Raw genomic sequence first — 23,952 nt, 5'->3', positions numbered from 1 at the left:
AAGAAGTTTTAAACCTTTTGTTTCAGAGTGCTTTCAACAACCGAACTTGCGGTAAAACATCAAGAACGACGGGTAAGTGATTATCTTAGTTCGCAAATTTAGGAGTGCATAATGCCGGTATTTGACTTTTTTCGCAAAGCGACGGTCAACCAGCCCAGCGAAGTGAAAGCCAGCGCGGCGGGGCCAGTTGTGGCTTTTCAAAGCTCGGGGCGTGTGGCGTGGAGCCCGCGTGATACGGCAACGCTTACGCGCACAGGCTTCGCAGGAAACCCGATCGGATTTCGCGCGGTCAAGATGATCTCGGAGGCCGCCGCGGCGCTGCCATTGGTGCTGCAAAACAGCGAGATGCGCTTTGAAGAGCACCCGCTTTTAAGCCTGATCACGCGGCCCAACCCCGCACAGGGGCGTGCGGAGTTGCTGGAAGCGCTTTATGGTCAGCTTCTGCTCTCTGGCGATGCCTACGTTGAGGCTGTCGGTGGAGACACGGGGCTGCCGTATGAGCTGCATGTGCTGCGCTCGGACCGGATGAGCCTGATCCCTGGATCGGACGGCTGGCCTGTGGCCTATGACTACACGGTTGGGGGGCGCAAACACCGCTTTGACGTGAGTGAGGGCATCCCAAGTGTCTGCCACATCAAGAGTTTTCATCCGCAAGATGACCACTACGGATTTTCGCCCATGCAAGCGGCGGCGCAGGCAGTCGATGTGCACAACTCGGCCTCGCGTTGGACCAAGGCGCTGCTTGATAACGCGGCGCGGCCCTCGGGGGCGATTGTCTATCGCGGTGCGGACGGGCAGAGCGGACTGAGTGCCGATCAGTATGACCGCCTGGTGAGCGAGATGGAAAGCAACTATCAGGGCGCACAAAACGCGGGCAGGCCGATGTTGCTTGAGGGCGGGCTTGACTGGAAGCCGATGGGCTTTTCGCCAAGCGATATGGAGTTCCAGAAGACCAAAGAAGCCGCTGCGCGCGAGATCGCTTTGGCTTACGGGGTGCCGCCGATGCTGCTCGGTATTCCGGGGGACGCCACCTATGCGAACTACCAGGAAGCCAACCGCGCGTTCTACCGGCTGACAGTGTTGCCATTGGCGGAACGTGTGTGCGCAAAAATTGCGAGCTGGATTGGCAGTTATGATAGTGAAATCATAACCTTGAAGCCCGATCTTGATCAGGTTTCTGCTCTCGCGACTGAACGTGATGCGCAGTGGAGCCGTGTGGCGAGCGCAAGTTTCCTGACCACGGAAGAGAAGCGCCGCTTGCTCGGTTTGCCAGCGGCAGGAGGCCTTGCGGATGAGTGATGAAAGTCGCGTAGCAGATCTGCCGGAAACGATCCTGCCCTTTGAGGGCTATCGGGTGATGTTCAGGCATATCGAAAAGCGGCTGACCTCACTTGAGCTGACTGTTGCAGCGATTGAGACAGACCGCGCGGTGAGTGAAGAGAAACGCAAGTTCATGGTCGCAAGGTTCAACCAGATCGACACGCGGCTTGACAAGATTGACGGCCATATCGGGCGGCTTGTCTGGCTGATTATTGCAGCAATCCTGGGCGGGTTGATGTCGTTCATGATGCAAGGCGCTGTTCTGCCACACTGAAGTTACTTGAGGAGACTAAACATGATTATCGAGAGCGGATTGGAGCAAAAGTTCTGCCAGTTTGACGCCGAATTGACGGTGACAGACGGCACCACGATTGAGGGCTATGCCAGCCTGTTTGGCGCCTGTGATCAGGGCGGTGACGTTGTTGCCAAGGGCGCATATGCGGCCAGCCTGAAGGCGCTGCTCAAGGAGGGGCGGAGCGTCAAGATGCTATGGCAACATGACCCGACCCAGCCGATTGGCATTTGGGACGAGGTGCGCGAGGACGCGCGCGGGCTTTATGTGAAGGGCCGCCTGCTTGAAAGCACACAGAAGGGCCGTGAAGCCGCGGCGCTGATTGAGGCGGGCGCGATTGACGGGCTCTCGATAGGATATCGCACGCAAAAAGCGAGCAAGAACGACAAGGGCCAGCGGCTCTTGACGGAGCTGGAGCTTTGGGAGGTGTCGCTTGTGACCTTCCCGATGTTGCCCAGTGCGCGGGTGGGGGCGAAGGGCGACAGCCTTGATGCTGAAAACCTGCGCGATATGGCCGCCGCCATCAGGGGTGCGCGCCAGGAGTTGGCGCAAGACTAGGCGCACCACAACGAAACCGTGACGTAACCAGAAAGGACAACTCGGATGAGTGAGACCCAAGCGAAAGCAGGGGCCAAGGAAGCTGTGTCTTCAGCTTCCCCTGTGCTCCAGACCAAATCAGCTATGAGCGAATTTACGAATGAGTTCAGAGGCTTCCAGAACGACGTTAGCAACCGACTGAAACAACAAGAAGAGCGACTTATCATGCTTGACCGCAAAACAAACACTCACGCCCGCACGCCACTTGCCCGTGCTGCAGACCTTGACGCACCGCACCAGAAGGCCTTTAACGCCTACCTGCGTTCAGGTGATGACGACGGCCTGCGCGGCCTTGAGCTTGAAGGCAAAGCCATGAGCACATCTGTGGCGGCTGACGGCGGCTACCTCGTTGATCCACAGACCGCAGCGAGCATCATTTCGGTGCTGGAATCAACCGCCTCTATCCGTGCGATTTCCAATGTCGTGCAAGTTGAAGCCACGTCATATGACGTGCTGGTTGACCACACCGATGTTGGTGCTGGCTGGGCGACTGAAACAGCTTCGGCAACCGAAACAGGCACGCCGCAGATCGACCGTATCACCATTGCGCTGCACGAACTGTCAGCGCTGCCGAAAGCCTCGCAGCGTCTGCTTGATGACTCAGCATTTGATATTGAAGGCTGGCTCGCGGGCCGTATCGCCGACAAGTTCGCCCGCTCGGAAGCCGCTGCTTTCATCAACGGTGACGGCATCGACAAGCCAACAGGTATGCTGACACACCCGTCTGTTGACAACGATGTTTGGGTCTGGGGCAACCTTGGCTATGTGCCAACGGGTGTCGCCGGTGACTTTGACGGTGGCGAAGCGATCATTGACCTCGTTTATGCCCTCGGTGCGCAGTATCGCGCCAATGCGAGCTTTGTAATGAACTCGAAAACTGCCGGCGCTGTGCGCAAGCTCAAAGACGCTGACGGCCGCTTCCTGTGGTCAGACGGCCTTGCTGCCGGTGAGCCTGCGCGCTTGCTGGGCTACCCTGTGCTGATCGCCGAAGACATGCCCGATGTGGCGGCTGACGCGACTGCGATTGCCTTTGGTGACTTCAACGCAGGTTACACTGTCGCCGAGCGCCCTGATCTGCGCGTGCTGCGTGATCCGTTCAGCGCCAAGCCACATGTGTTGTTTTACGCAACCAAGCGTGTTGGCGGCGATGTGAGCGACTTTGCAGCGATCAAGCTGCTCAAGTTCGGCACTTCGTAAAGGCCGGAGGTCAGGGGGCGGGTTCGCCTGCCTCCTGAGCGCGCGGTGCTGTCAAAGGTGCTGCCCAGCTGTTCCCCTCCGTCCGAGCAACACTGGCACCGCGCGTCTCTCGTGAGGGCGTAAGTTTGGAGATTTTCCATGATGTTAACTGAAGAAACAGCCGTGCCCACAGCGGCATTGCCTGTCGAGGCCTTCAAGGCCCACTTGCGCCTTGGCACCGGATTTGCCGAGGGCAGCCTGCAAGACGCTGTGCTTGAAAGCTTTTTGCGCGCCGCCCTGTCAGCGATCGAGGCACGCACGGGCAAGATCCTGATCGAGAGGGATTTTTCCTGGTCGCTGACAAAATGGCGTGACGAGACGGGGCAGGCACTGCCTGTGGCCCCTGTGAGCGCGGTGAGCAGTGTCACCTATTACAACCGCAATGACGAAGCCGACGTCTTGGCAGCGAACTACTACAAGCTCGTGCAAGACATGCAGCGACCAAGGCTCTGCCCTGTGGCCAGCGTGTTGCCTTGCGTGCCAAGTAACGGTTCGGTGAAGATGCGTTTTACGGCGGGCTTTGGCCCTAACTGGGACGACTTGCCCGGCGATATCGCTCAGGCTGTGTTGTTGTTGGCGGCGTATTACTACGAGTATCGCAACGAAACCAGCGTTGGCGAAGGCTACATGCCATTCGGCGTCAGCAGCCTGATAGAACGCTACCGCACCGTGCGGTTGTTTGCGGGGGCGGGCCAATGAGCGCTGCAAGCCTGCCGAGGCTCAACCGCAAGCTCTTGCTGGAAACGCCAGTGCGTGTGCCTGACGGCGCAGGCGGCTTCACCACCAGTTGGAACGTGCTTGGCGAGGTCTTTGCCGAGGTGCGCTCGCGCTCTGGCCGTGAGGCCGAGGGCGAGGCTGTGCCGCTGGCGCAGGTGAGCTACGTGATCACTTTGCGCGCAGCACCTGTTGGCTCTTCGATGCGGCCCTTGCCCGAGCAGCGCTTTCGGGAAGGCATTCGCGTGTTTCGCATTGAGGCCGTCACCGAGCGCGGCACGGATTTGCGCTATCTGACGTGCTTTGCAGATGAGGAGTTGGTGGCATGAGCTATGCAGTTTCCTCACCGCTTCAGGCGGCAGTATATCAGCAGTTGGCCGGTGATGCGGCTTTGAGCACACTTGTCGGCACGGCGATCTATGATGCGCTTCCCTCCGGCAGCCTGCCAGCAACCTATATCGCGCTTGGGCCTGAGGCGGCCTATGACAAGTCTGACAAAACCGGAGCGGGAGCCGAGCATGTTTTCACCATCTCGGTGGTCACTGACAGCGCCGGTTTTCAGGCGGCAAAAGATGTCGCAGGGGCCGTGTCGGATGCGCTTGTTGATGCTGATCTGACACTGACTCGCGGCAAGCTGATTTACCTCAACTTTGACCGTGCCAGCGCCACGCGTGAAGGCACAGGCGCCACAAGGCGCATTGACTTGCGCTTTCGCGCGCGGGTGCAAGACGACTGATATCATTGGATAATTTGGAGAAATACTATGACTGCTCAAAACGGTAAAGACCTGCTGATCAAGATTGACCTGACAGGCGGCGGCTTGTTTGAAACTGTCGCCGGCCTGCGCGCAACACGGCTCAACTTCAATGCCGAGAGCGTTGATGTGACCAGCCTTGAGAGCGCAGGTGGATGGCGCGAGATCCTTGGAACAGCCGGGGTTAGGTCGGCCTCGGTGTCTGGTTCGGGCGTGTTCAAGGACGGGGCCAGCGATGAGCGCGCGCGGCAGATTTTCTTTGACGGTGAGACCCCTGATTTTCAGGTGATCATCCCTGATTTCGGCACCATCGAGGGGCCGTTTCAAGTTGGCTCGATCGAGTATTCGGGCAGCTACAACGGCGAGGCGACTTATGAGCTTGCGCTGAACTCTGCTGGTGCGCTCACCTTCACAGCGGCGGTAGCACCATAATGGGAAATCCGTTCGCCTCGGAAGTTGCGCTGGTAATCGACGGGCAACGCCGTGTTCTCAAGCTCACGCTTGGGGCACTGGCCGAGCTGGAAGCCGGCCTGCAAACCGACACGCTTGTTGAACTGGTGCAACGCTTTGAAGCGGGCGGGTTTTCAACACGTGACGTGATGAAGCTCATTGTCGCTGGCCTGCGCGGTGGCGGTTGGGAGGGGCGCGCGAGCGACCTTCTGAACGCTGATATCGAAGGTGGGCCGATGCAGGCTGCCAAAGCGGCGGCGCTCTTGCTTGCGCGCGCTTTTGTGCTGCCGGATGAGGGCGCAGATGCAGCAGTTTGACTGGTCACAATTGCTCAGAGTTGGCCTCACCCAGTTGCGGCTGAAACCTGCCGACTTCTGGGCGCTGACACCTGTTGAGCTGATGATCATGCTTGGGCCGCAAGCGACGATGCGGCCAATGGACCGCACGGGGCTTGAAGCATTGCTTGAGGCCTACCCCGACACAAAAAACGAGGGAACACCTGATGGATTTTGACAGTTTAGATGACCTTGACTTGAAAGCCGAAGCGCTAGAGCAAAGCCTCGGAGCCGCAGCGGGCATGGCGGCCAGCTTTGACGCCGAACTCAAACGCATGCGCACCAGTATTTCGGAAACCGGCCATGATGTTGCCAGCCTTGAGAAGGGCCTCAGCGGCGGCTTAAGGCGCGCGGTTGACGGTGTGGTTCTTGACGGCATGAAGCTTTCGGATGTGTTCGGCACCATCGCCCAGTCGATGATCAACGCCACATATGCGGCGGCGGTAAAGCCTGTCACGGATCACTTTGGTGGGCTGTTGTCGCAGGGGATCGGCGGCTTGATGGGCAGTCTTTTCGGGTTCGAGAAGGGTGGGAGTTTTGCCCAGGGCCGCGTCATGCCTTTTGCCAATGGCGGCGTTGTCAGCGGGCCGACGACCTTTCCGATGCGCGGCGGCACCGGCCTTATGGGCGAGGCAGGGCCAGAGGCGATCATGCCACTCTCGCGCGGCTCTGATGGCAAGCTCGGTGTGCGAGGCGGCGGCGGCAGCAGTGTCAACGTGGTGATGAATATCACAACGCCCGATGCCGAGGGCTTCCGCCGTTCACAAAGCCAGATCGCCGCGCAGATGGGCCGTGTGCTCGCCCGTGGCAACCGCAACCGATAGGGAGCAGATAACATGCAATTTCACGAAGTAAGATTTCCCGCCAGCTTGAGCTTTGGCTCGTCTGGCGGCCCCGAGCGCCGCACTGATGTTGTCACGCTCGCCAACGGCTTTGAAGAGCGCAACACCCCTTGGGAGCACTCGCGCCGCCGCTATGACGCGGGGCTCTCATTGCGCTCGATGGATGACATCGACAAGGTGCTGGCCTTCTTTGAAGCGCGCCGAGGCCGCATGCACGGTTTCCGCTGGAAGGACTGGTCTGATTTCAAAACAGGTGTTCCGAGTCGCGAAGTGAGCTTTGAGGATGAGGTGATCGCGCAGGGCGACGAGGAGACCACGAGCTATCAGCTGATGAAGATCTACCGCTCGGGCGAGCAGACATATGCACGGCCCGTGACCAAGCCTGTTGAGGGCACTGTGCGGGTTGGTATCGCAGGTGTCGAGCAGCTCGAGGGAGTGCATTACGAGGTTGATACCGAAACAGGCATCATCACGTTTGAGCACGCGCCCAACGAAGGTATGGACGTGACGGCGGGTTTCGAGTTTGACGTGCCAGTGCGCTTTGACACGGATCAGATCGTGATATCTGCCTCGACATTTCAGGCCGGAGAAGTGCCTGCAGTGCCAGTCGTGGAGCTACGGGTCTGATGGGCGGCGTGCAAGGCGAACTGCTCGCCCATTTGCAGACCGGCCTGACGACAGTATGCCGCGCTTGGGCGCTCACGCGCCGCGACGGAACTGTGCTTGGCTTTACCGATCATGACAAGACGCTGAGCTTTGAGGGCATCGACTTCAAGCCAGACAGCGGCATGACCACGGCGACCCTGCAACAAAGCACAGGACTGTCGGTTGATAACACCGAGACGATGGGTGCTTTGTCGGATGCCGCGATAACGGAAGCCGACATTGAAGCGGGCCGCTATGACGGGGCTGAAGTGCGCACATGGATGCTCAACTGGGCTGATGTGAATGCGCGGCACATGGTGTTTCGCGGTTCGCTGGGCGAGTTGCGGCGTGGCGACGGGGCCTTTCACGCCGAGCTGCGTGGGCTGACCGAAGCGCTGAACCGTCCTTTGGGGCGGGTCTACCAGAAGCCATGCACAGCGGTGCTCGGCGACGGCGGCTGCAAATTTGACACTTCGGAAGCGGGTTACTTTGAAGAGCGCGCGCTTGAGGTGGTTGAGGAGGGCCGTGTGTTTCGTTTTGACGACATGACTGGCTTTGACGACGGCTGGTTTACCTTTGGCACGCTTGAGGCCTTAAGTGGCGCTTGCGCGGGCCTCAAAGGGGTGATCAAACGCGACTACTTTGAAGAAGATCAGCGGGTGATCGAGCTGTGGCACCCGATGCGCGCAAGCATTGTTGCGGGCGATCAGATCCGCCTCACTGCCGGCTGTGACAAGCGCATGAGCACCTGCCGGATCAAGTTCCATAATCTGCTGAACTTTCAGGGCTTCCCTGATGTGCCCGGCGACAGCTGGCTTGCTGTGCAACCCGTGCAAGCAGGGCAGACAAGCGGCGGGAGCCGTCGCTGATGCAGGGAGCAAAAGCTGTAAAGGAGGCGCGCGTGTGGATTGGCACGCCTTATCATCACCAGGCTTCGGTGAAGGGCGTGGGAACGGACTGCCTTGGCCTGTTGCGCGGGGTTTGGCGCGGGCTTTACGGTGCCGAGCCGGAAGCTGTCCCTGCTTACACCTATGACTGGGCCGAGCCACAGGGCGACGAGCGCCTTTGGGGCGCCGCCAGGCGCCACATGCAGGAAGTGCCACGAGATGAGGCTATGGCAGGCGATGTTCTTCTCTTTCGCATGCGCGGGGGGGCTGTCGCAAAGCACCTTGGCTTGCGTGCGCAACTCGGACAGCAGCCGACATTCATTCATGCCTACTCGGGGCATTGCGTGCTGGAAAGCCCGCTTACCCCGCCGTGGCAACGCCGTATCGTTGCGGCTTTCAGATTTCCGGACAGATTACCCGAGGAGGGGCAGTAATGGCGACCATTCTACTTTCAGCAGCGGGGGCCGCGATAGGCGGCTCTCTTGGCGGTTCGGTTTTGGGCCTGTCGATGACAGCTTTGGGCCGTTTTGCAGGGGCCAGCCTTGGCCGTGCGATTGATCAGAGCATAATGGGCGCAGGCTCATCCGCTGTCGAGCACGGCAAAGTGGAGCGTTTTCGGCTGACAAGCTCGGGCGAAGGCGACCCTGTGGCGCAGGTTTTCGGGCGCATGCGCGTCGCAGGGCATGTGATCTGGGCGACGCAGTTTGCGGAAAGCGTTAGCACATCGGGCGGAGGCAAGGGCGTGGCTACCGGCCCCAAGACCCGCGAATACAGCTATACTGTCAGCCTTGCTGTCGGTCTGTGTGAGGGGGTTATCAGCGGCGTAGGCCGTGTCTGGGCCGACGGTGTGCAGATCAACCCCGATAGCCTCAACATGCGGGTTTACACAGGCGCCGACGACCAGATGCCTGATCCGAAGATGGAGGCTGTTGAAGGCGCTGGCCAAGTGCCTGCCTATCGCGGCACCGCCTATCTGGTGATGGAAGACCTGAGCCTTGAGCAATTCGGCAACCGCGTGCCGCAGTTCGAGTTTGAGGTGATGCGCGCGGCGCAGGCCGAGGGCATTGACGGCGGCGAAGACATCGCTCACGCCACGCAGGCCGTGGCGATGATGCCGGGCAGTGGTGAGTATGCCCTCGCCACCAGCCCGGTGCGGTTTGATTACGGCGCTGGCAATGCGGCGCTGGCGAATGTGAACACGCCTGCGGGTAAGCCTGATTTCACTGTCGCGACGGAGCGGCTGCAAACAGAGCTGCCAAACCTCAAAGCCAGTTCGCTGATTGTCAGCTGGTTTGGCAATGATCTGCGCTGCAGTGATTGTGAGATCAAACCAAAGGTTGAGCAAGTCGAGCACGATGCAGACATGGCTTGGAGCGTGTCCGGTGTGAGCCGCGAGTTTGCTGAAGCCGTGGCACGTGACGTGACAGACAGGCCGGTTTACGGCGGCACGCCAGCCGATGCTGCGGTGATCGAGGCGATCGCCCACATGAACGAGCAGGGCATTGATGTGCTTTACTACCCGTTCATCTTGATGGATCAGCTCGGCGACAACACGCTACCCGACCCCTATACAGGCGCTGCGGGCCAGCCTGCTTTCCCGTGGCGCGGACGTATCACACTGTCCGCCGCACCCGGCTCGACAACCAGCCCTGACGGCACACCCGATGCCGACGTTGAAGTTGCGGCCTTCTTTGGCACAGCTACAGCCAGCGATTTTACAGTAAGCGAAGGTGCTGTCAGCTATAGCGGCCCCGAAGAGTGGAGTTACCGCCGGTTCATCCTGCACAACGCGGCGCTCTGTGCGGCTGCGGGCGGCGTTGACGCTTTCTCGATCGGCTCGGAAATGCGAGCTTTGAGTGCAGTGCGCGGTGCTGCGGGCTTTACAACGGTCACCCAGTTCAAAGCGCTTGCCGCCGAAGTGCGCAGCTTGTTCGGGGCCGAGACCAAGATCGGTTATTGTGCGGATTGGTCAGAATATTTCGGGCTTGCAGAAAACGGTGACCGCCTGTTCAACCTCGATCCGCTTTGGTCGGATAGTAACATCGACTTTATCGGTATCGACAATTACATGCCGATGTCTGACTGGCGCGACGGGCAAGACCACGCAGATGCAAACTATGGCAGCATTTACAACCTTGAGTATCTGGAAGAAAACATCCTCGGCGGCGAAGGGTATGACTGGTTCTACCACTCCGATGAAGCCCGTGAAGCACAGATCAGAACGCCGATTACCGACGGAGCACATTCCGAGCCTTGGGTGTGGCGCTACAAGGATATCGTCAATTTTTGGAGCTCTGATCACCACGAGCGGGTAAACGGTGTCCGCTCCGAAACGCCGACTGACTGGGTGCCTGAGTCAAAGCCGATCTGGTTTACAGAGCTTGGCTGCGCCGCAGTCGACAAGGGCACCAACCAACCCAACAAGTTTGTCGACCCAAAATCATCGGAAAGCGCGCTTCCCCATTACTCGAACGGCAGGCAAGATGACTACCTGCAAGCGCAATACATAAGGGCGATGATGCGGTTCTGGCAGCGTCCGGAGAACAACCCTGTTTCGACAGAATACAACGCTCCGATGCTGGACATGAGCCGTGCCTTTGTTTGGGCGTGGGATGCGCGGCCTTATCCGCATTTTCCCGCTTTGCCACAAGTTTGGTCAGACGCCAGCAACTATGCGCGTGGGCATTGGATCACGGGGCGCGCCTCAAACCGCACATTAGCCTCTGTGGTCGACGAGGTCTGCCGCCGCGCGGGCTGCGTGAGTTTTGATGTGTCTGATCTTAAGGGCGTGGTTGAAGGCTACTATGTCAGCGAAGTTGAAGAGGGGCGCGCGACGTTACAGCCTTTGATGCTGGCCTATGGCTTTGATGCTGTCGAGCGCGATGGCGTGATGCACTTCATAATGCGAGACGGGTTGGAAGACGCCACGCTTGAGGCCGATCATGTGGTTTTGTCTGAGGAAGTCGAGGCCGAGATCGAGCGCACGCGGGCCTCGGAGGCCGAGTTGATGGGGCGTGTGCGTCTGCGCTTTATCCAGAGCGACGCCGACTTTGATGTGATCGCAGAAGAAGCCGTGCTGCCCGACCATGAAACCCACGCAGTCGCTGTTTCGGAACTCCCGTTAGTGATGCGCCGCGGGCGCGGGCGACAGATCGTCGAGCGCTGGTTGTCAGAGGCGCGGGTTGCACGCGACACCCTGCGCTTTGCATTACCGCCCTCACGGCTTGATGTGGCGGCGGGTGACGTGCTGACGCTGAACCTGCCAGAAGGGCCGGTTAAGCTGCGCATCGACAAAGTCGAGCTTGGTGCCGAGCAAATCGTCGAAGCGTTGCGCATAGAGCCGGAGAGCTACAACCCCATTGAGGTTGAGGAAGACGTAAGTGCTTTGCCAGGTTTCACGCCACCAGTGCCGGTGTTCCCGCTGTTTCTCGATCTGCCGCTTATGACCGGCGCGGAAGTTCCGCATGCGCCGCACCTTGCGATCACGGCCGAGCCCTGGCCGGGAAGTGCTGCGCTCTATGGTTCGGGGGATGATCAAGGCTACGTCTTTCAGCGGCTCATCACGCGCCGCTCGACGCTTGGTGTGCTTGAAGCCCCTTTGCCAAAGGCCTGTCCGGCACTCTTTGATCGCGGTGGTAAGCTTACGGTCAAACTGACATCGGGGACGTTTTCATCAGTGACCGAGATGGCGCTGCTCAATGGTGGCAATGTTGCCGCCGTGGGAGATGGCAGCCCTGAAAACTGGGAGATCCTCCAGTTTCAGGAGGCGGTTCTTGTGGGCGACAAAACATATGAGCTGTCGCGCTTGCTCCGTGGGCAATTGGGCACAAACGCTTGGCAGCCGTCGGCTTGGCCTGCGGGCAGCTATTTTGTCTTACTTGACGGCACGCCCGAGCAACTCGGCCTGCCTGCCAGCGAACGTGGGCTGGAGCGCCATTACCGTGTTGGCCCTGCGAGCCGCAGCTACGACGATCCGTCATATACCCACACTACCGCGGCTTTCAGCGGAGTCGGGCTCAAGCCTCTTAGCCCTGCGCATGTTACCTACAAGCTTGATGGAGGCGATTTGCACTTCAGTTGGATCCGGCGCACGCGTATTGATGGCGATAGTTGGGAAGGGCTTGATGTACCTCTTGGCGAAGAAAGCGAGAGCTACGTGCTGCGCATTGTTCAGGGCGGGTCGGTGTTGCGCGAGGAGCCGCTCAGCACGCCAGAATGGACTTACACGGCAACCAACATATCAGCCGACGGAGCAGGGACAGGCTTTGAAGTGCATGTTTCACAAGTCTCGGCAACTTACGGGCTTGGGGCCGCCGCGAACTTAACTGTCAGTTTGTAGGCAAGCGCCTAAGACAAAAACAAAGCGGCCGGAGAGCTCTCTGGCCGTTTTTGCTTATGTGGCCTCAAAACCAATCGTCACACCCCGTGATAGTCGTGATCACAGCTTTGCGTTTGGAAACTGCGCCCAACTGTCTATATAGTGCCTTAACACATCGCACAGACCTTTGGAGAAACACCATGGCCAAAACACAGTCACACCTAGCCGAGCTTGACCCTGTTTGGGCGCGCATTCGCGACGAAGCCGAGCAGGCGATCGTTGACGAACCGCTGCTTGGCGGGCTTATCCATTCGTCGGTTCTGCACCATGGCAGCATCGAAAAAGCGCTGGCCTACCGTATTTCTGTGAAGCTGTCTTCGCCGGAAATGTCCGAGCAGATTCTGCGCGAGATTTGTGACGAGGCCTATGCCGCCGAACCCGCTTTGGCGGTGTCGGCGCGCGCTGATATCGTCGCTGTGTTCGACCGTGATCCAGCCTGCCATCGCTTTCTGCAACCTTTGTTGTTTTTCAAAGGTTTTCAAGCCGTGCAGGCGTACCGCGTCGCCAACTGGCTGTGGCGCAATGGCCAGACAGACCTCGCGTATTTCTTCCAGATGCGCTCGTCCGAGATGTTCGGATTTGATGCGCACCCGGGGGCGACCATCGGCAAAGGCATCATGATCGACCACGCACATTCTATTGTTATCGGTGAAACGGCTGTTGTCGGCGACAATGTCTCAATGTTGCATTCGGTCACGCTGGGCGGCACCGGCAAGGAAGAAGAAGACCGTCACCCGAAGATCGGCGATGGTGTTTTGATCGGCGCTGGGGCGAAAGTGCTTGGCAATATCAAGATCGGACATTGCACACGCATTGCTGCAGGTTCGGTTGTGCTTGACGATGTGCCGCCGAAGAAAACCGTTGCTGGCGTTCCGGCGCGTATCGTTGGCGAAGCGGGCTGTTCACAGCCGTCAATCTCGATGAATCAAGTCATCGGTGGCTAAACGCAAAGGTCTGCTTGTATCGCAGCGTCGAAGTTTGAGTAGCCGCGTCAAAAAGGGCCAATAGGCAAGTGATACGGAGGCCTGCGCAGTTGGTTTTGCGCAGGCCCTTTCGTGTTCAGCCCTTGCTGATCTCATCCAGAATACGCGCCCAGGAGCGTGTGCCTTTGTGGAAGCTTTCCATATCGTATTTCTCGTTGGGCGAGTGGATCTGGTCATCGTCCTTTCCAAACCCGATCAGCATGGCGTCCATGCCGAGAATGTCTTTGAAAAATCCCGCAATCGGGATAGACCCGCCGCAGCCCACGTAAGCGGCGGCATTTGGCCACTCGTCAGAGAGCGCCTTACGCGATTGCTCGAACGCAGGGTGGGCAACAGACATCTGCGCTGCCGGAGCGCCTTTGCCGCCTTTGTAGCTAACTTTGTAGTCAGACGGCACATTGGCCTCGAAGTAGTCCTTGATGGATTGCAACACCTTGTCTGGGTCTTGCTGGCCCACAAGGCGGCAGGTGATCTTGGCATTGGCCTTACTCGGCAGCACAGTCTTTGAACCGTCGCCAGTGTAGCCGCCCCACATGCCGTTGACTTCACAAGTCGGTCGAGACCAGAGCTTTTCAAGCGGGGTGCGCTCGACTTCGCCGCCTTGCTCAGTGAGGCCGATATCCCCAAGAAACTTGCCGTGATCAAACCCAAGACCCTGCCACTGCGCGCGGATGTCATCGGACAGCTCTGGCACATCGTCATAAAACCCCTCAAGGGTAATGCGCCCGTTTTCGTCATGCAGACCAGCAATCAACCCGCCCATCACATGCAAGGGGTTGCGCACCAAGCCGCCATACATGCCAGAGTGCAAATCGCGGGACGGCCCTTCGATCTCGACTTCAATGCCGGCCAGGCCGCGCAACATAGTGATGATCGCAGGAACCTTGCTTTCAAACAGCCCTGTGTCGCAGATCAAAGCGATGTCAGATGTGAGCTCAGCGGCGTTCTCTTCCATAAACGGAATAAGCGAAGGCGAGCCGCTTTCTTCTTCACCCTCAAAGAAGAAAGTGATGTTGCAGGGTAGGGCGCCATGCACCGCGATCCACGCGCGGCAGGCCTCCACGAAAGTCATCAGCTGGCCCTTGTCGTCAGATGAGCCGCGTCCGCGAATAACCTGACCGGCGGCAGTGTCTTCAACCGCGGGGTCAAAGGGGTCGCGGTCCCAAAGCTCGATCGGGTCAACCGGCTGCACGTCGTAGTGCCCGTAAAACAAAACATGCGGCCCGTCTTTGCCTGCCGCACCCTCGGCATGACCAACGACCATAGGGTGCCCCGGCGTCTGGCGCTTACTGGCCTCAACGCCGATGCTCTTCAAGTCAGCGACAAGCCAGTCGGCGGCAGTCTGGCAGTGCTCGGCGTAAGCCGGGTCAGTCGACACTGAAGGGATGCGCAGCAGCTCAAGTAGGCGGTCTGTGGCGGCGGGAAGGTTAGAATCAATCGTGCTTAGAACATCGTTCAGGCTCATCAGAGGCGCTCCTAGTTTGGAATTTTGGGCAAGCCTAACTGTGCAAAACCGATTGTCCAGCCGAGAAAACATGCCTGGGAAAGTCATTTTTTCTTGATCTGCGTCAAAAACAGGCGGCGCGGCAAAATGTAGCCTGTGCAAGAGGGCTGGCGTGGCTTACTGAAATTCACTAATGTGAATATTGGGATTCTGCGCTGCCCGCGAAGTTTGCCAAACCAAAGACCAAAGGGGACTGCGCGTGGACTATACCGCCAAGCTCGACAAAGCGCTGAACGATCTACACGAAGAAGGCCGCTACAGAACCTTCATCGACATCGAACGCAAAAATGGCCAGTTTCCGCATGCCACGTGGTGTAAGCCGGATGGTTCCGAGCAGCCGATCACCGTTTGGTGCGGCAACGACTATCTCGGCATGGGTCAAAACCCTGTTGTTCTGGCTGCCATGCATGAGGCCATCGAAGCAACCGGCGCAGGCTCGGGCGGAACGCGTAATATCTCGGGCACAACGGTCTATCACAAGCGTCTTGAAGCCGAGCTGGCTGACCTGCACCAAAAAGAAGAGGCTTTGGTCTTCACTTCGGCCTATATTGCCAATGATGCGACGCTCTCGACCCTGCCAAAGCTGTTTCCCGGCCTGATAATCTATTCTGACGAGTTAAACCACGCCAGCATGATCGAAGGCGTGCGCCGCAACGGTGGTGCCAAGCGGATATTCAAGCACAATGACGTGGCCGATTTGCGCGCCAAACTTGAGGCTGACGACCCTGACGCCCCCAAGCTGATCGCCTTTGAAAGCATCTACTCGATGGATGGTGACTTTGGGCCGATCAAAGAACTTTGTGACCTCGCTGACGAGTTTGGCGCTCTGACATATATCGACGAAGTGCATGCTGTTGGCATGTATGGCCCCCGCGGTGCCGGCGTTGCCGAGCGTGACGGGCTGATGCACCGTATCGACATCATCAATGGCACTATGGCCAAGGCTTACGGCGTGATGGGCGGTTACATCGCCGCCTCTGCCAAAATGTGCGATGCTATCCGCTCTTACGCCCCGGGTTTCATCTTTACCACATCATTGCCACCGGCGATTGCTGCGGGTGCGGCGGCGTCGGTTGCCTTCCTCAAGACAAACCCAGAGCTGCGTGAAAAGCACCAGGAGCAAGCCGCGATCCTCAAGTTGCGCCTCAAGGGCCTAGGGATGCCGATCATCGACCACGGCAGTCACATTGTTCCGGTGATCGTCGGCGATCCTGTGCACACCAAAAAGCTCTCGGATATGATGCTCGAAAGTTACGGCATTTATGTGCAACCGATCAACTTCCCGACCGTGCCTCGCGGCACTGAGCGGTTGCGCTTTACGCCGTCGCCAGTGCACGGCCCGCGCGAGATGGATGCGCTGGTGAGCGCAATGGACGCCCTCTGGAGTCATTGTGCGCTGAATCGCGCTGAATTAGCCGGATAATTCACCAATACGTGCAAAACCCCTTGAGGTGTGGTAACACTTTGTAATCAAAGAGGGGATAAGCGTCGCAGCAAGCGTCGCGATTCGCAGGATGTGTAAGGGCAGCACGCAATGAATTGGCGCAAAAACAAGCGCATAGCAGAGCAAGAGAGCGACGATCCCAAGTGGTTCGACGATTTTGATCTGCGTCTCGGTGACATGATGCGTGGCGAACGTGCGACAATGGGCAAATCCTTGCTTGATGTGCAGCGCGAACTCCGCATCAAAGCCAGCTATATTGCCGCCATCGAAAACTGTGACCCCGACGCCTTTGACACCCCTGGCTTCATCGCAGGATATGTGCGCTCCTATGCCCGTTACCTCAACATGGACAGTGACAAGGCTTTTGCTGCCTTTTGCGCAGAGAGCGGCTTTACCACGGCGCATGGCATGTCAGATGCCGCTTCATCGCGCAAGGATGACAACGTCAAGCCGAAGCGCGAAAATCGCAAACCCAGCGACCCCATTTTTGATGTGAACACTCCGTTCTCTCCGGCGGCTGAAAGCTTCCTCACAAGGATCGAACCGGGCGCGGTTGGCTCGCTTCTGGTGCTTGTGGCGCTTGTCGGCGCGCTGGGCTTTGGTGGCTGGACAGTCCTCAACGAGGTGCAGCGCGTGCAGCTGGCTCCGGTTGAAAACACGCCTGACGTGCTCGCTGATCTTGATCCGCTCGACAGTGTTGCACCGGCCGCTCCAGCGCTCGAGGCACCCGACGAAAGCGGCAGCCCCGTGCAGACCGCGTCAAGCGATGGGTTTGACAGGCTTTACCGCCCACAAGCGCTTGAAGTGCCTGTGCTCGTCGCCCGTGATGCCCCAATCTCGACACTCAACCCCGCCGAGCTTGGCACATTTGCCGATCAAAGCCCTTCTGCTGAAACCGGCGCATTTGGGGATAGCAACCTACAGCTTGCCAGCGCCACGTTGGGCGAGGGTGTAACTGTCGTTGCCGCACGCCCCGCTTGGGTGCGGATCAAAGACGGGCAGGGCGAGGTGATCTTCTCTGGCATTATGTCGGCAGGCGACACTTACAGTGTGCCGCAATCAGACAGCGCCGATGCCGCCGCAACGATACACGTTGGCGAAAGCGGCTCGATTTATTACGCCGTCAACGGCCAAACCTTTGGCCCGACCGGCCCGCGCGGCTCTGTAACAGAGAACTTCTCGCTTGCCGCCGCTGATCTCACAAGCGCACTACCAAGCGCGAACCTGTCGCGTGACACCGAGCTTGCGGCTGTGCTCGCCGAGCTTGGCGCAGCTGTTCCAAGTCAAGTTGCTGCCGTGCCGCAAGTGTTTGAGCAGGGGCAGGATGTCGTCACCGTCATCGCCACGCGCGAAGTCTGGATGCGGGTGCGTTCGGCTTCAGGCTCGATCCTGCATGAAGCCGTCATGCAACCGGGTGACATTTACACCGTGCCGCAAACCAACGAACCCGCGACCATCCGCGCAGGCGACGCAGGCGCGATCTACTTCGCCGCCAACGGCCAGACATACGGCCCCTACGGCGCGCGCGGCGCTGTCGCAGACAACCTCCAGCTTTCTGCAGCCAATGTTGCAAGCAAGCTTGAGCAAGCCGACTGGGAAGCCAGCGAACCGCTCGCCCGCGCGGTTGCACAGATCGACGCAGCCGGCGCTTTTGAGGTCTTGCAAGACTAAAGTTGCAACTGAACCACGGCAGGCTTATGTCGGAACCAACACTCCAAACCGCATAAGCGAGGCAGCTATGTCGCTCAATCCCGTCCGCCCTTGGCGCAACATCTACCGTCGCGAAAGCCGCCAGATCCACGTTGGCAATGTGCCCATCGGCGGCGGCGCACCGATCGCCGTGCAGACGATGACCAACACGCTGACAACCGACATCAAAGGCACCATCGCCCAAGTGCAAGCCGCCGCCGAAGCGGGGGCCGACATCGTGCGCATCTCGGTGCCGGATGAAGACAGCTCCAAAGCCCTCAAAGAGATCGTGCGCGAAGTTTCGGTTCCAATCGTCGCCGACATCCACTTCCACTACAAACGCGGCATTGAAGCCGCTGAAGCAGGGGCTGCATGCCTGCGCATCAACCCCGGCAACATCGGCAACGAGGCCCGCGTCAAGGAAGTCATCCAAGCCGCGCGTGACCACAACTGCTCTATCCGTATAGGCGTCAATGCTGGCTCGCTCGAGAAACACCTGCTCGACAAATACGGTGAGCCATGCCCCGACGCGATGGTCGAAAGCGGTATGGATCACATCAAGCTCTTGCAAGATCACGACTTTCACGAGTTCAAAATCTCGGTCAAGGCCTCTGACGTGTTCATGGCTGCCGCCGCCTACCAGCAACTCGCCGAGCAAACCGACGCGCCCATTCACCTTGGTATCACCGAGGCGGGCGGGCTGGTGTCCGGCACAATCAAGTCAGCTATCGGCCTTGGCAACCTCTTGTGGATGGGCATCGGCGACACCATCCGCGTGTCGCTTTCGGCGGATCCTGTAGAAGAAATCAAAGTCGGCTTTGAAATCCTCAAATCCCTCGGCCTGCGTCACCGTGGCGTGAACATCATCTCATGCCCCTCCTGCGCGAGGCAGGGCTTTGATGTGATCAAAACGGTTGAAGCTCTAGAGCACCGCCTCGCACATATCCACACGCCCATGAGCCTGTCGATCATCGGCTGCGTGGTCAACGGCCCGGGCGAAGCGATGATGACCGATGTCGGCTTCACCGGCGGCGGTGCCGGGGCAGGCACGGGCATGGTCTATATGGCTGGCAAACAAGACCACAAGCTCGGCAACCAGGACATGGTCGAGCATATCGTCGAGCTGGTTGAAAAGCGTGCCGCAGAAATTGAAGCCGAGATCGAAGCCGAAAGCTCCGATCCCGCTTAAAGTCATTTAACCGCGTTCGTCTCGCAGCGCCGCGACAATGCCTTGCATCGCGTCAAGCGGCATGTATCCACGCATTACCTGATCTTGCATGATAAACGTCGGCGTGCCCGAAATGCTCAGGCGCTGGCCGAGTTGGTGGTTGGCGGCTATGATCGTATTCACCTCCGCGCTGTTCATCGCAAGCAAGATCGCGTCAGCGTCAAGCTGAAGGCTCTCGGCAACAGCGCGCAGCACTGTTTCGTTCACGTCGCTCTTGAGCTTGATCAGCGTGTCGCCAACCGCTTTGTAAGCCTCATCGCCTGCCGTGAGGCGTGTGGCAATCGCAAAGCGTGACGACAGGGTCGAAGCTTCACCCAAGATTGGAAACTCCTTCATGATCAGCTTGATATCGCCGTCACTCTTGAGCAACTGCGCCACTTCATCATGCGCCTTGCGGCAATAGCCACAGCGGTAATCGATAAACTCGACAATGGTGATGTCACCCTCGGGGTTGCCGCCAACCCAGGAAGAGGCGTCTTCAAACAAGTCAGCCGCGTTGGCCTTTACAAGATCAACATCATTGGCGGCTTGTGCAGCGACTTGCTGTTGCTCAAAGGCTGCGGCGGCTTCCATAACAACCTGAGGGTTTTCAAGCAGATAGCTTCTGATTTCAGCCTGAAACGCAGCGCGCTCGGCCTCGCTCATCTGCGTGACATCAAAAGCTTGAGCGGGGCTGGCTGCCGTAAAGGCGAGGCCGGCTGCAAGCACGAGAGCGGCGGTTGTTCTGATCATTTCTTTCTCCGTGAGGTTTGAGCAGCAACAAGCACATCTTGCGCCCGTTGCCAACCGGGTGAGCCGCGTTTTAGCAAGCTCGTGGCGCGTTTTGCATGAATGCCGGCATCTTTCATCCGTCCGAGCAACGCATAGCGTTCGGCGGTGAGCAGGCTGGCCATACCCGCGTTGCCAAGGCGCGCATAAGCGCCGCCCAAGTCACGCATTGTGCGGGCATCGCGGCGGTCTCGTGCGATCGAGCGTTCCAGCTGTGGCAAGGCGGCTTTAGGATTGCCTGACACCAGCAAAGCATGCCCGTAAGCCCCCAGAACAAGCGCATCACGCGGGGCAAGCGACACGGCGTTCTTATAGGCTGCAACCGCTGCCTTATACTGTCGCTTCTCCAGCAAAAGCTGCCCCTTAAGTTCATACAAATATGGATCTTTGGGAGAAGATGCGATCAGTTTGTTCATCGCACCGAAGGCTTGGTTGGCTTTGCCGCTCCGGCTCCAGGCAATGGCCCTGCGCATCTGGGCTATGTCTTTGTGCCCGCTGTCACCCGCGCGGCGCAATGTCCATTTAGGTGCGCGGGTAAACGCCGAAAGCTTGCCCTGCGCGCGCGCAAACCAATAGGCTGATGTGGCCTTGTTACCCGCGCGCGGTTTGAGTGTCGCCGCGCCGGCTTTCATGGCGCGCAGACGGTCGCGAGACAGGGGGTGCGAGCGGGCATAGGGGTCTTGGCGGTTGGCCGACAGCAGCTCTTGGCCTGAGAAAAGCTCCATCACCCGAACTGCGCCCTGCGGATCAACACCGCCGCGGGCCATGTAACGCAACGCTGACTGATCCGCAGAGGCTTCCTCGGCACGGGTATGGGCGAAAAACCCGCGCATCGCCGCGTTTGTCGTGCCAAGGCCGATTGCCGCACCAGCCTCGGGGTTGCCTGACGCTGCTGCCGCCGCCGCCAAAGCCAGCCCGAAGCCTGCCAGCGTCTTGGCGTGACGCGCATTTACCGGACGTCGCGCAAGATGGCCGTTGGCGATATGCGCTGCCTCATGGGCGATCACGGCTTGTAGCTCTTCGGCGGTTTTCAGCCGTAAGATCAGGCCTTGATGGATAAATATGTGGTCGCGATCGATGACAAAAGCGTTGAGCGAGCTTTCATTGACCACCAGAATGCGTATCCGCGACGAGGGCAGGCCAGCGGCATCAAGCACCGGTTTGGCAACTTGCCGCAAGGCGTGCTCGATGTCCGGATCACGCAGCAAAGACACAGCCCTTGCAGGGCTCGCCAGAACCAGTGCAAGCGCCAGAAAAACAGCAAAATGTTGAAACAGTCGTCGTGCTTGCATTGACGGTATCAGCCTTTCGGGTATCACTCAAAGCAAGTGTAGGGAGAAAGTGATGAAGAACTCAAGCCGTGGTGTCGTTGATCCCTTTATTGTGATGGACGTGATGGAAGAGGCGCGCGTGGCTGAGGCTGAAGGGCGGCACATTATTCATATGGAAGTGGGCCAGCCAAGCACCGCGGCCCCCGCACAGGCCCGCGCCAAGCTCGGCGCGACTATGGAGCACGACCCGCTCGGTTACTCTGTGGCGCTCGGCTTGCCCGCACTGCGCGCCCGCATTGCACAGCACTATGCCGACAAGCACGGCGTCACCGTCAGCCCTGAGCGCATCATCATCACTCCGGGTTCCTCAGGCGCGTTCATCCTTGCCTTCACAGCGCTGTTTGACGCAGGCGCCAAAGTGGGCATCGGTGAGCCGGGATATCCGTCGTATCGGCAGATCCTCAAGGCGCTGAACGTCACGCCTGTCGGCCTGCAAACCACGCTGGAAAACCGCTTTCAACCCGTGCCAACCGATTTTGTAGGGCAGGGGTTAGACGGCTTGCTCGTGGCCTCACCCGCCAACCCCTCCGGCACGATGCTGACGGCTGAGGCCATGCAAGCACTGATTGATGCCTGCAAGGCTGAAGGCGTCAGCTTCATCTCTGACGAGATCTACCAAGGTGTCGAATACGAGGGCCGTGCGGTGAGCGCATTGGAACTTAGCGATGATGTCTATGTGATCAACTCCTTTTCCAAATACTTCTCGATGACGGGCTGGCGCGTTGGCTGGATGGTCGTGCCTGACGATCATATCCGCCTTATCGAACGCTTGGCGCAGAACATGTTTATCTGCGCACCACATGCCAGCCAGGTCGCGGCACTGGCTGCGATGGACAGTGCTGACGAGCTTGAGGGCAACCTTGAGGTTTACAAACGCAACCGCGCGATGATGATCGAGGAGCTGCCCAAAGCCGGCCTCAGTAACTTCGCCCCGCCGGACGGGGCATTCTACATTTACATTGATGTCAGCCACATGACCGACGACAGCCGCAAACTGGCCTCTGATATTCTGCATAAAGCGGGTGTTGCGGTGACACCGGGGATGGACTTTGACCCTGTTCGTGGGCACCAGACCTTGCGGCTGTCCTATGCGCGTTCAAGCGAAGATATTACAGAAGGGCTATCGCGCCTGAAAGCCTATTTCAAAGGCTCATAGCGCTGAAAGACAAGTATTTGTGCAAAGAAAAAGCATGGCTGTTGTTCGACGTTGTTCAATGCATGTGGGCTGCGGTATAGTGACAAAAAAGAACGAGCGGTTATGAACAGGTTTTTGGTCTATATTCTTTCGGCGCTGCTGCTAAGCGCACCTCATATGAACGCGCAAGAGCTGAGCGGCTTGGCGCGATTCTTGCCTGAGGGCAGCGCGATGAAAGACCGTGGCCGCGATGTGCAACTGCTGCTTAACCTGAGCCAGACTGTGCCATACCGAGTGTTTACGCTTGATGCCCCGAGGCGGCTGGTGATCGACTTTCGAGAGGTTGACTGGGGCGGTGCCGGCGCCGCGAAACTGGATCAGTCAGACCGTATTTCCGAGGTGCGCACCGGCGGTTTCCGGCCTGGTTGGTCGCGGTTGGTGGCCGAGCTCGAAGCCCCTATGGCGCTGAAAAGTGTTGTGATGGCGCGGCAGGCCGACACCGGACAAGCACAGCTTTCGGTGGTGTTGCAGCGCACGGATGCCGACAGTTTTGTCGCCACCGCAGGAGCGCCCGCTTCGGGCGATTGGCCCGTGCCAAAACACACACCTAAAGTCAAAAATGAAGGCCGCATCACGATCATGCTTGATCCGGGTCACGGCGGGATCGATCCGGGGGCCTCGCACGATGGCCATGAGGAAAAGGTGCTGATGCTCACTTTTGCCCGCGAACTGGCAGACGAGCTGTCGCGCGTTCCGCAGGTTGACGTGCTGCTGACACGGGAAGACGACAGCTTCGTGTCACTTGAGCGGCGCGTGGCCTTGGCGCATCAGGCGGGGGCCGATCTGTTTATCTCGTTGCACGCAGACGCGCTCGGACAGGGCCACGCACACGGTGCCACGGTGCATACATTGTCTGACGAAGCGACGGACGAAGCCAGCGCACTTCTGGCCGAGCGTCACAACCGCGATGATATGCTTGCGGGTGTTGACCTGAGCGGTCAGGACGACGCCGTTGCTGATATCCTGCTCGATATGGCCCGCGCAGAAACCCAACCACGCACCGAACGCCTTGCTGCTGCTTTGGTCAAAGGGATCTCCGACAAAGGTGCGCCGCTCAACCGCAGGCCGCACCGCTCGGCGGCATTCTCGGTGCTCAAAGCGGCTGATATCCCCTCGGTGCTGATAGAAATTGGCTTTCTTTCAAGCAAGCGCGACTTTGCAAACATCATAGATCAAGCTTGGCGGATCGAAATGGCACAAGCGCTGCGCGATGGTATCGTTGCCTGGATGATCGAAGACGAAGCCCTCAGCCGTGTTGTGCGCCAATGACGTGGAAAATTCTGCGCCCAAAACTGGCGAAAAATAGCCCAACTTCCCCGCTTGAGGATTTTGACCTTCCCACGCCCAAGGCGTATAAACA

24 protein-coding genes are annotated in these 23,952 nt (G+C 58.8%); 21 read left to right on the top strand and 3 right to left on the bottom strand.

Going from position 1 to position 23,952, the window contains the following annotated elements; translation table 11 throughout:
- The first annotated feature begins 111 nt into the window (after positions 1-111).
- The 16 genes from KO498_RS13070 to cysE all read left to right on the top strand — a co-directional run bounded on the left by KO498_RS13070 (position 112) and on the right by cysE (position 13,394).
- Complete coding sequence (locus KO498_RS13070; protein WP_215960317.1) at positions 112-1,299, top strand: phage portal protein; 1,188 nt, start codon at positions 112-114, stop codon at positions 1,297-1,299.
- Positions 1,292-1,594 (top strand): hypothetical protein, encoded by a 303-nt coding sequence (locus KO498_RS13065; protein ID WP_215960316.1) that lies wholly within the window; start codon positions 1,292-1,294, stop codon positions 1,592-1,594. Before KO498_RS13070 ends, KO498_RS13065 begins: the two co-directional genes overlap by 8 nt.
- A gap of 21 nt (positions 1,595-1,615) precedes the next feature.
- On the top strand, positions 1,616-2,170 hold the full coding sequence (locus KO498_RS13060) for an HK97 family phage prohead protease (protein WP_215960315.1): 555 nt from the start codon (positions 1,616-1,618) through the stop codon (positions 2,168-2,170).
- A 45-nt stretch (positions 2,171-2,215) separates the two neighbouring features.
- Complete coding sequence (locus KO498_RS13055) at positions 2,216-3,406, top strand: phage major capsid protein (RefSeq protein WP_215960314.1); 1,191 nt, start codon at positions 2,216-2,218, stop codon at positions 3,404-3,406.
- Between the two features lie 138 nt (positions 3,407-3,544).
- Positions 3,545-4,144 (top strand): head-tail connector protein, encoded by a 600-nt coding sequence (locus tag KO498_RS13050; RefSeq protein WP_215960313.1) that lies wholly within the window; start codon positions 3,545-3,547, stop codon positions 4,142-4,144.
- Complete coding sequence (locus KO498_RS13045) at positions 4,141-4,488, top strand: head-tail adaptor protein (protein ID WP_215960312.1); 348 nt, start codon at positions 4,141-4,143, stop codon at positions 4,486-4,488. The genes KO498_RS13050 and KO498_RS13045 overlap by 4 nt, the downstream gene beginning before the upstream one ends.
- Positions 4,485-4,895 carry a DUF3168 domain-containing protein gene (locus tag KO498_RS13040; protein ID WP_215960311.1) on the top strand — a complete coding sequence of 137 codons (411 nt, stop codon included), beginning with the start codon at positions 4,485-4,487 and terminating at the stop codon, positions 4,893-4,895. Before KO498_RS13045 ends, KO498_RS13040 begins: the two co-directional genes overlap by 4 nt.
- 27 nt (positions 4,896-4,922) lie before the next feature.
- The gene (locus KO498_RS13035; RefSeq protein ID WP_215960310.1) at positions 4,923-5,345 is read left to right on the top strand and encodes a phage major tail protein, TP901-1 family; all 423 of its coding nucleotides are present in this window, start codon (positions 4,923-4,925) and stop codon (positions 5,343-5,345) included.
- Positions 5,345-5,680: a gene transfer agent family protein gene (locus tag KO498_RS13030; protein WP_215960309.1), complete on the top strand. Its 336-nt coding sequence runs from the start codon at positions 5,345-5,347 to the stop codon at positions 5,678-5,680. The genes KO498_RS13035 and KO498_RS13030 overlap by 1 nt, the downstream gene beginning before the upstream one ends.
- Entirely contained in the window at positions 5,667-5,876 is a 210-nt protein-coding gene (locus KO498_RS13025) for a rcc01693 family protein (RefSeq protein ID WP_215960308.1), read from the top strand. Before KO498_RS13030 ends, KO498_RS13025 begins: the two co-directional genes overlap by 14 nt.
- Positions 5,866-6,522, top strand: coding sequence for a phage tail tape measure protein (locus KO498_RS13020; RefSeq protein WP_215960307.1), 657 nt, complete (start codon positions 5,866-5,868; stop codon positions 6,520-6,522). Before KO498_RS13025 ends, KO498_RS13020 begins: the two co-directional genes overlap by 11 nt.
- Positions 6,523-6,534: 12 nt before the next feature.
- Entirely contained in the window at positions 6,535-7,167 is a 633-nt protein-coding gene (locus KO498_RS13015) for a DUF2460 domain-containing protein (RefSeq protein ID WP_215960306.1), read from the top strand.
- Positions 7,167-8,054 carry a DUF2163 domain-containing protein gene (locus KO498_RS13010; RefSeq protein WP_215960305.1) on the top strand — a complete coding sequence of 296 codons (888 nt, stop codon included), beginning with the start codon at positions 7,167-7,169 and terminating at the stop codon, positions 8,052-8,054. The genes KO498_RS13015 and KO498_RS13010 overlap by 1 nt, the downstream gene beginning before the upstream one ends.
- Positions 8,054-8,506, top strand: a complete 453-nt coding sequence (locus tag KO498_RS13005) for an NlpC/P60 family protein (protein WP_215960304.1) — start codon at positions 8,054-8,056, stop codon at positions 8,504-8,506. Before KO498_RS13010 ends, KO498_RS13005 begins: the two co-directional genes overlap by 1 nt.
- Entirely contained in the window at positions 8,506-12,411 is a 3,906-nt protein-coding gene (locus KO498_RS13000; protein WP_215960303.1) for a baseplate multidomain protein megatron, read from the top strand. The genes KO498_RS13005 and KO498_RS13000 overlap by 1 nt, the downstream gene beginning before the upstream one ends.
- A 179-nt stretch (positions 12,412-12,590) precedes the next feature.
- Positions 12,591-13,394 carry a serine O-acetyltransferase gene (gene cysE, locus KO498_RS12995; RefSeq protein WP_215960302.1) on the top strand — a complete coding sequence of 268 codons (804 nt, stop codon included), beginning with the start codon at positions 12,591-12,593 and terminating at the stop codon, positions 13,392-13,394.
- A 115-nt stretch (positions 13,395-13,509) separates the two neighbouring features.
- Here the strand turns inward: cysE and KO498_RS12990 are convergent, their stop codons facing one another.
- Positions 13,510-14,898, bottom strand: a complete 1,389-nt coding sequence (locus tag KO498_RS12990) for a dipeptidase (protein WP_215960301.1) — start codon at positions 14,896-14,898, stop codon at positions 13,510-13,512.
- Between the two features lie 238 nt (positions 14,899-15,136).
- Here KO498_RS12990 and hemA point away from each other — a divergent pair, with 238 nt between their 5' ends.
- The 3 genes from hemA (at position 15,137) to ispG (ending at position 19,259) form a co-directional block, all read left to right on the top strand.
- On the top strand, positions 15,137-16,360 hold the full coding sequence (gene hemA / locus KO498_RS12985; RefSeq protein ID WP_215960300.1) for a 5-aminolevulinate synthase: 1,224 nt from the start codon (positions 15,137-15,139) through the stop codon (positions 16,358-16,360).
- Positions 16,361-16,471: 111 nt separating this feature from the next.
- A complete protein-coding gene (locus tag KO498_RS12980; RefSeq protein WP_252731407.1) occupies positions 16,472-18,052 on the top strand; it encodes a helix-turn-helix domain-containing protein in 1,581 nt (526 codons plus the stop codon).
- Positions 18,053-18,119: 67 nt separating this feature from the next.
- Positions 18,120-19,259 carry a flavodoxin-dependent (E)-4-hydroxy-3-methylbut-2-enyl-diphosphate synthase gene (ispG, locus tag KO498_RS12975; RefSeq protein ID WP_215960299.1) on the top strand — a complete coding sequence of 380 codons (1,140 nt, stop codon included), beginning with the start codon at positions 18,120-18,122 and terminating at the stop codon, positions 19,257-19,259.
- Positions 19,260-19,265: 6 nt separating this feature from the next.
- Here ispG and KO498_RS12970 read toward each other — a convergent pair whose 3' ends face one another.
- Positions 19,266-20,030, bottom strand: coding sequence for a DsbA family protein (locus tag KO498_RS12970; protein WP_215960298.1), 765 nt, complete (start codon positions 20,028-20,030; stop codon positions 19,266-19,268).
- Positions 20,027-21,358 (bottom strand): M48 family metalloprotease, encoded by a 1,332-nt coding sequence (locus KO498_RS12965; RefSeq protein ID WP_215960297.1) that lies wholly within the window; start codon positions 21,356-21,358, stop codon positions 20,027-20,029. Before KO498_RS12965 ends, KO498_RS12970 begins: the two co-directional genes overlap by 4 nt.
- 52 nt (positions 21,359-21,410) lie before the next feature.
- On the opposite strand from KO498_RS12965, the gene KO498_RS12960 reads away from it, so the two are divergent.
- Together KO498_RS12960 and KO498_RS12955 are read left to right on the top strand one after the other, a co-directional pair.
- Positions 21,411-22,553 (top strand): pyridoxal phosphate-dependent aminotransferase, encoded by a 1,143-nt coding sequence (locus tag KO498_RS12960; RefSeq protein WP_215960296.1) that lies wholly within the window; start codon positions 21,411-21,413, stop codon positions 22,551-22,553.
- Positions 22,554-22,655: 102 nt separating this feature from the next.
- Positions 22,656-23,861, top strand: a complete 1,206-nt coding sequence (locus KO498_RS12955) for an N-acetylmuramoyl-L-alanine amidase (protein ID WP_215960295.1) — start codon at positions 22,656-22,658, stop codon at positions 23,859-23,861.
- The last annotated feature ends 91 nt before the right edge of the window (positions 23,862-23,952 follow it).

The sequence above is a fragment of the Lentibacter algarum genome (assembly GCF_018860975.1).
Lineage (GTDB): Bacteria > Pseudomonadota > Alphaproteobacteria > Rhodobacterales > Rhodobacteraceae > Lentibacter > Lentibacter algarum_A.
The sequence above is the reverse complement of the archived record's forward strand: the minus strand, read 5'-3'. Positions and strand labels throughout refer to the sequence as shown.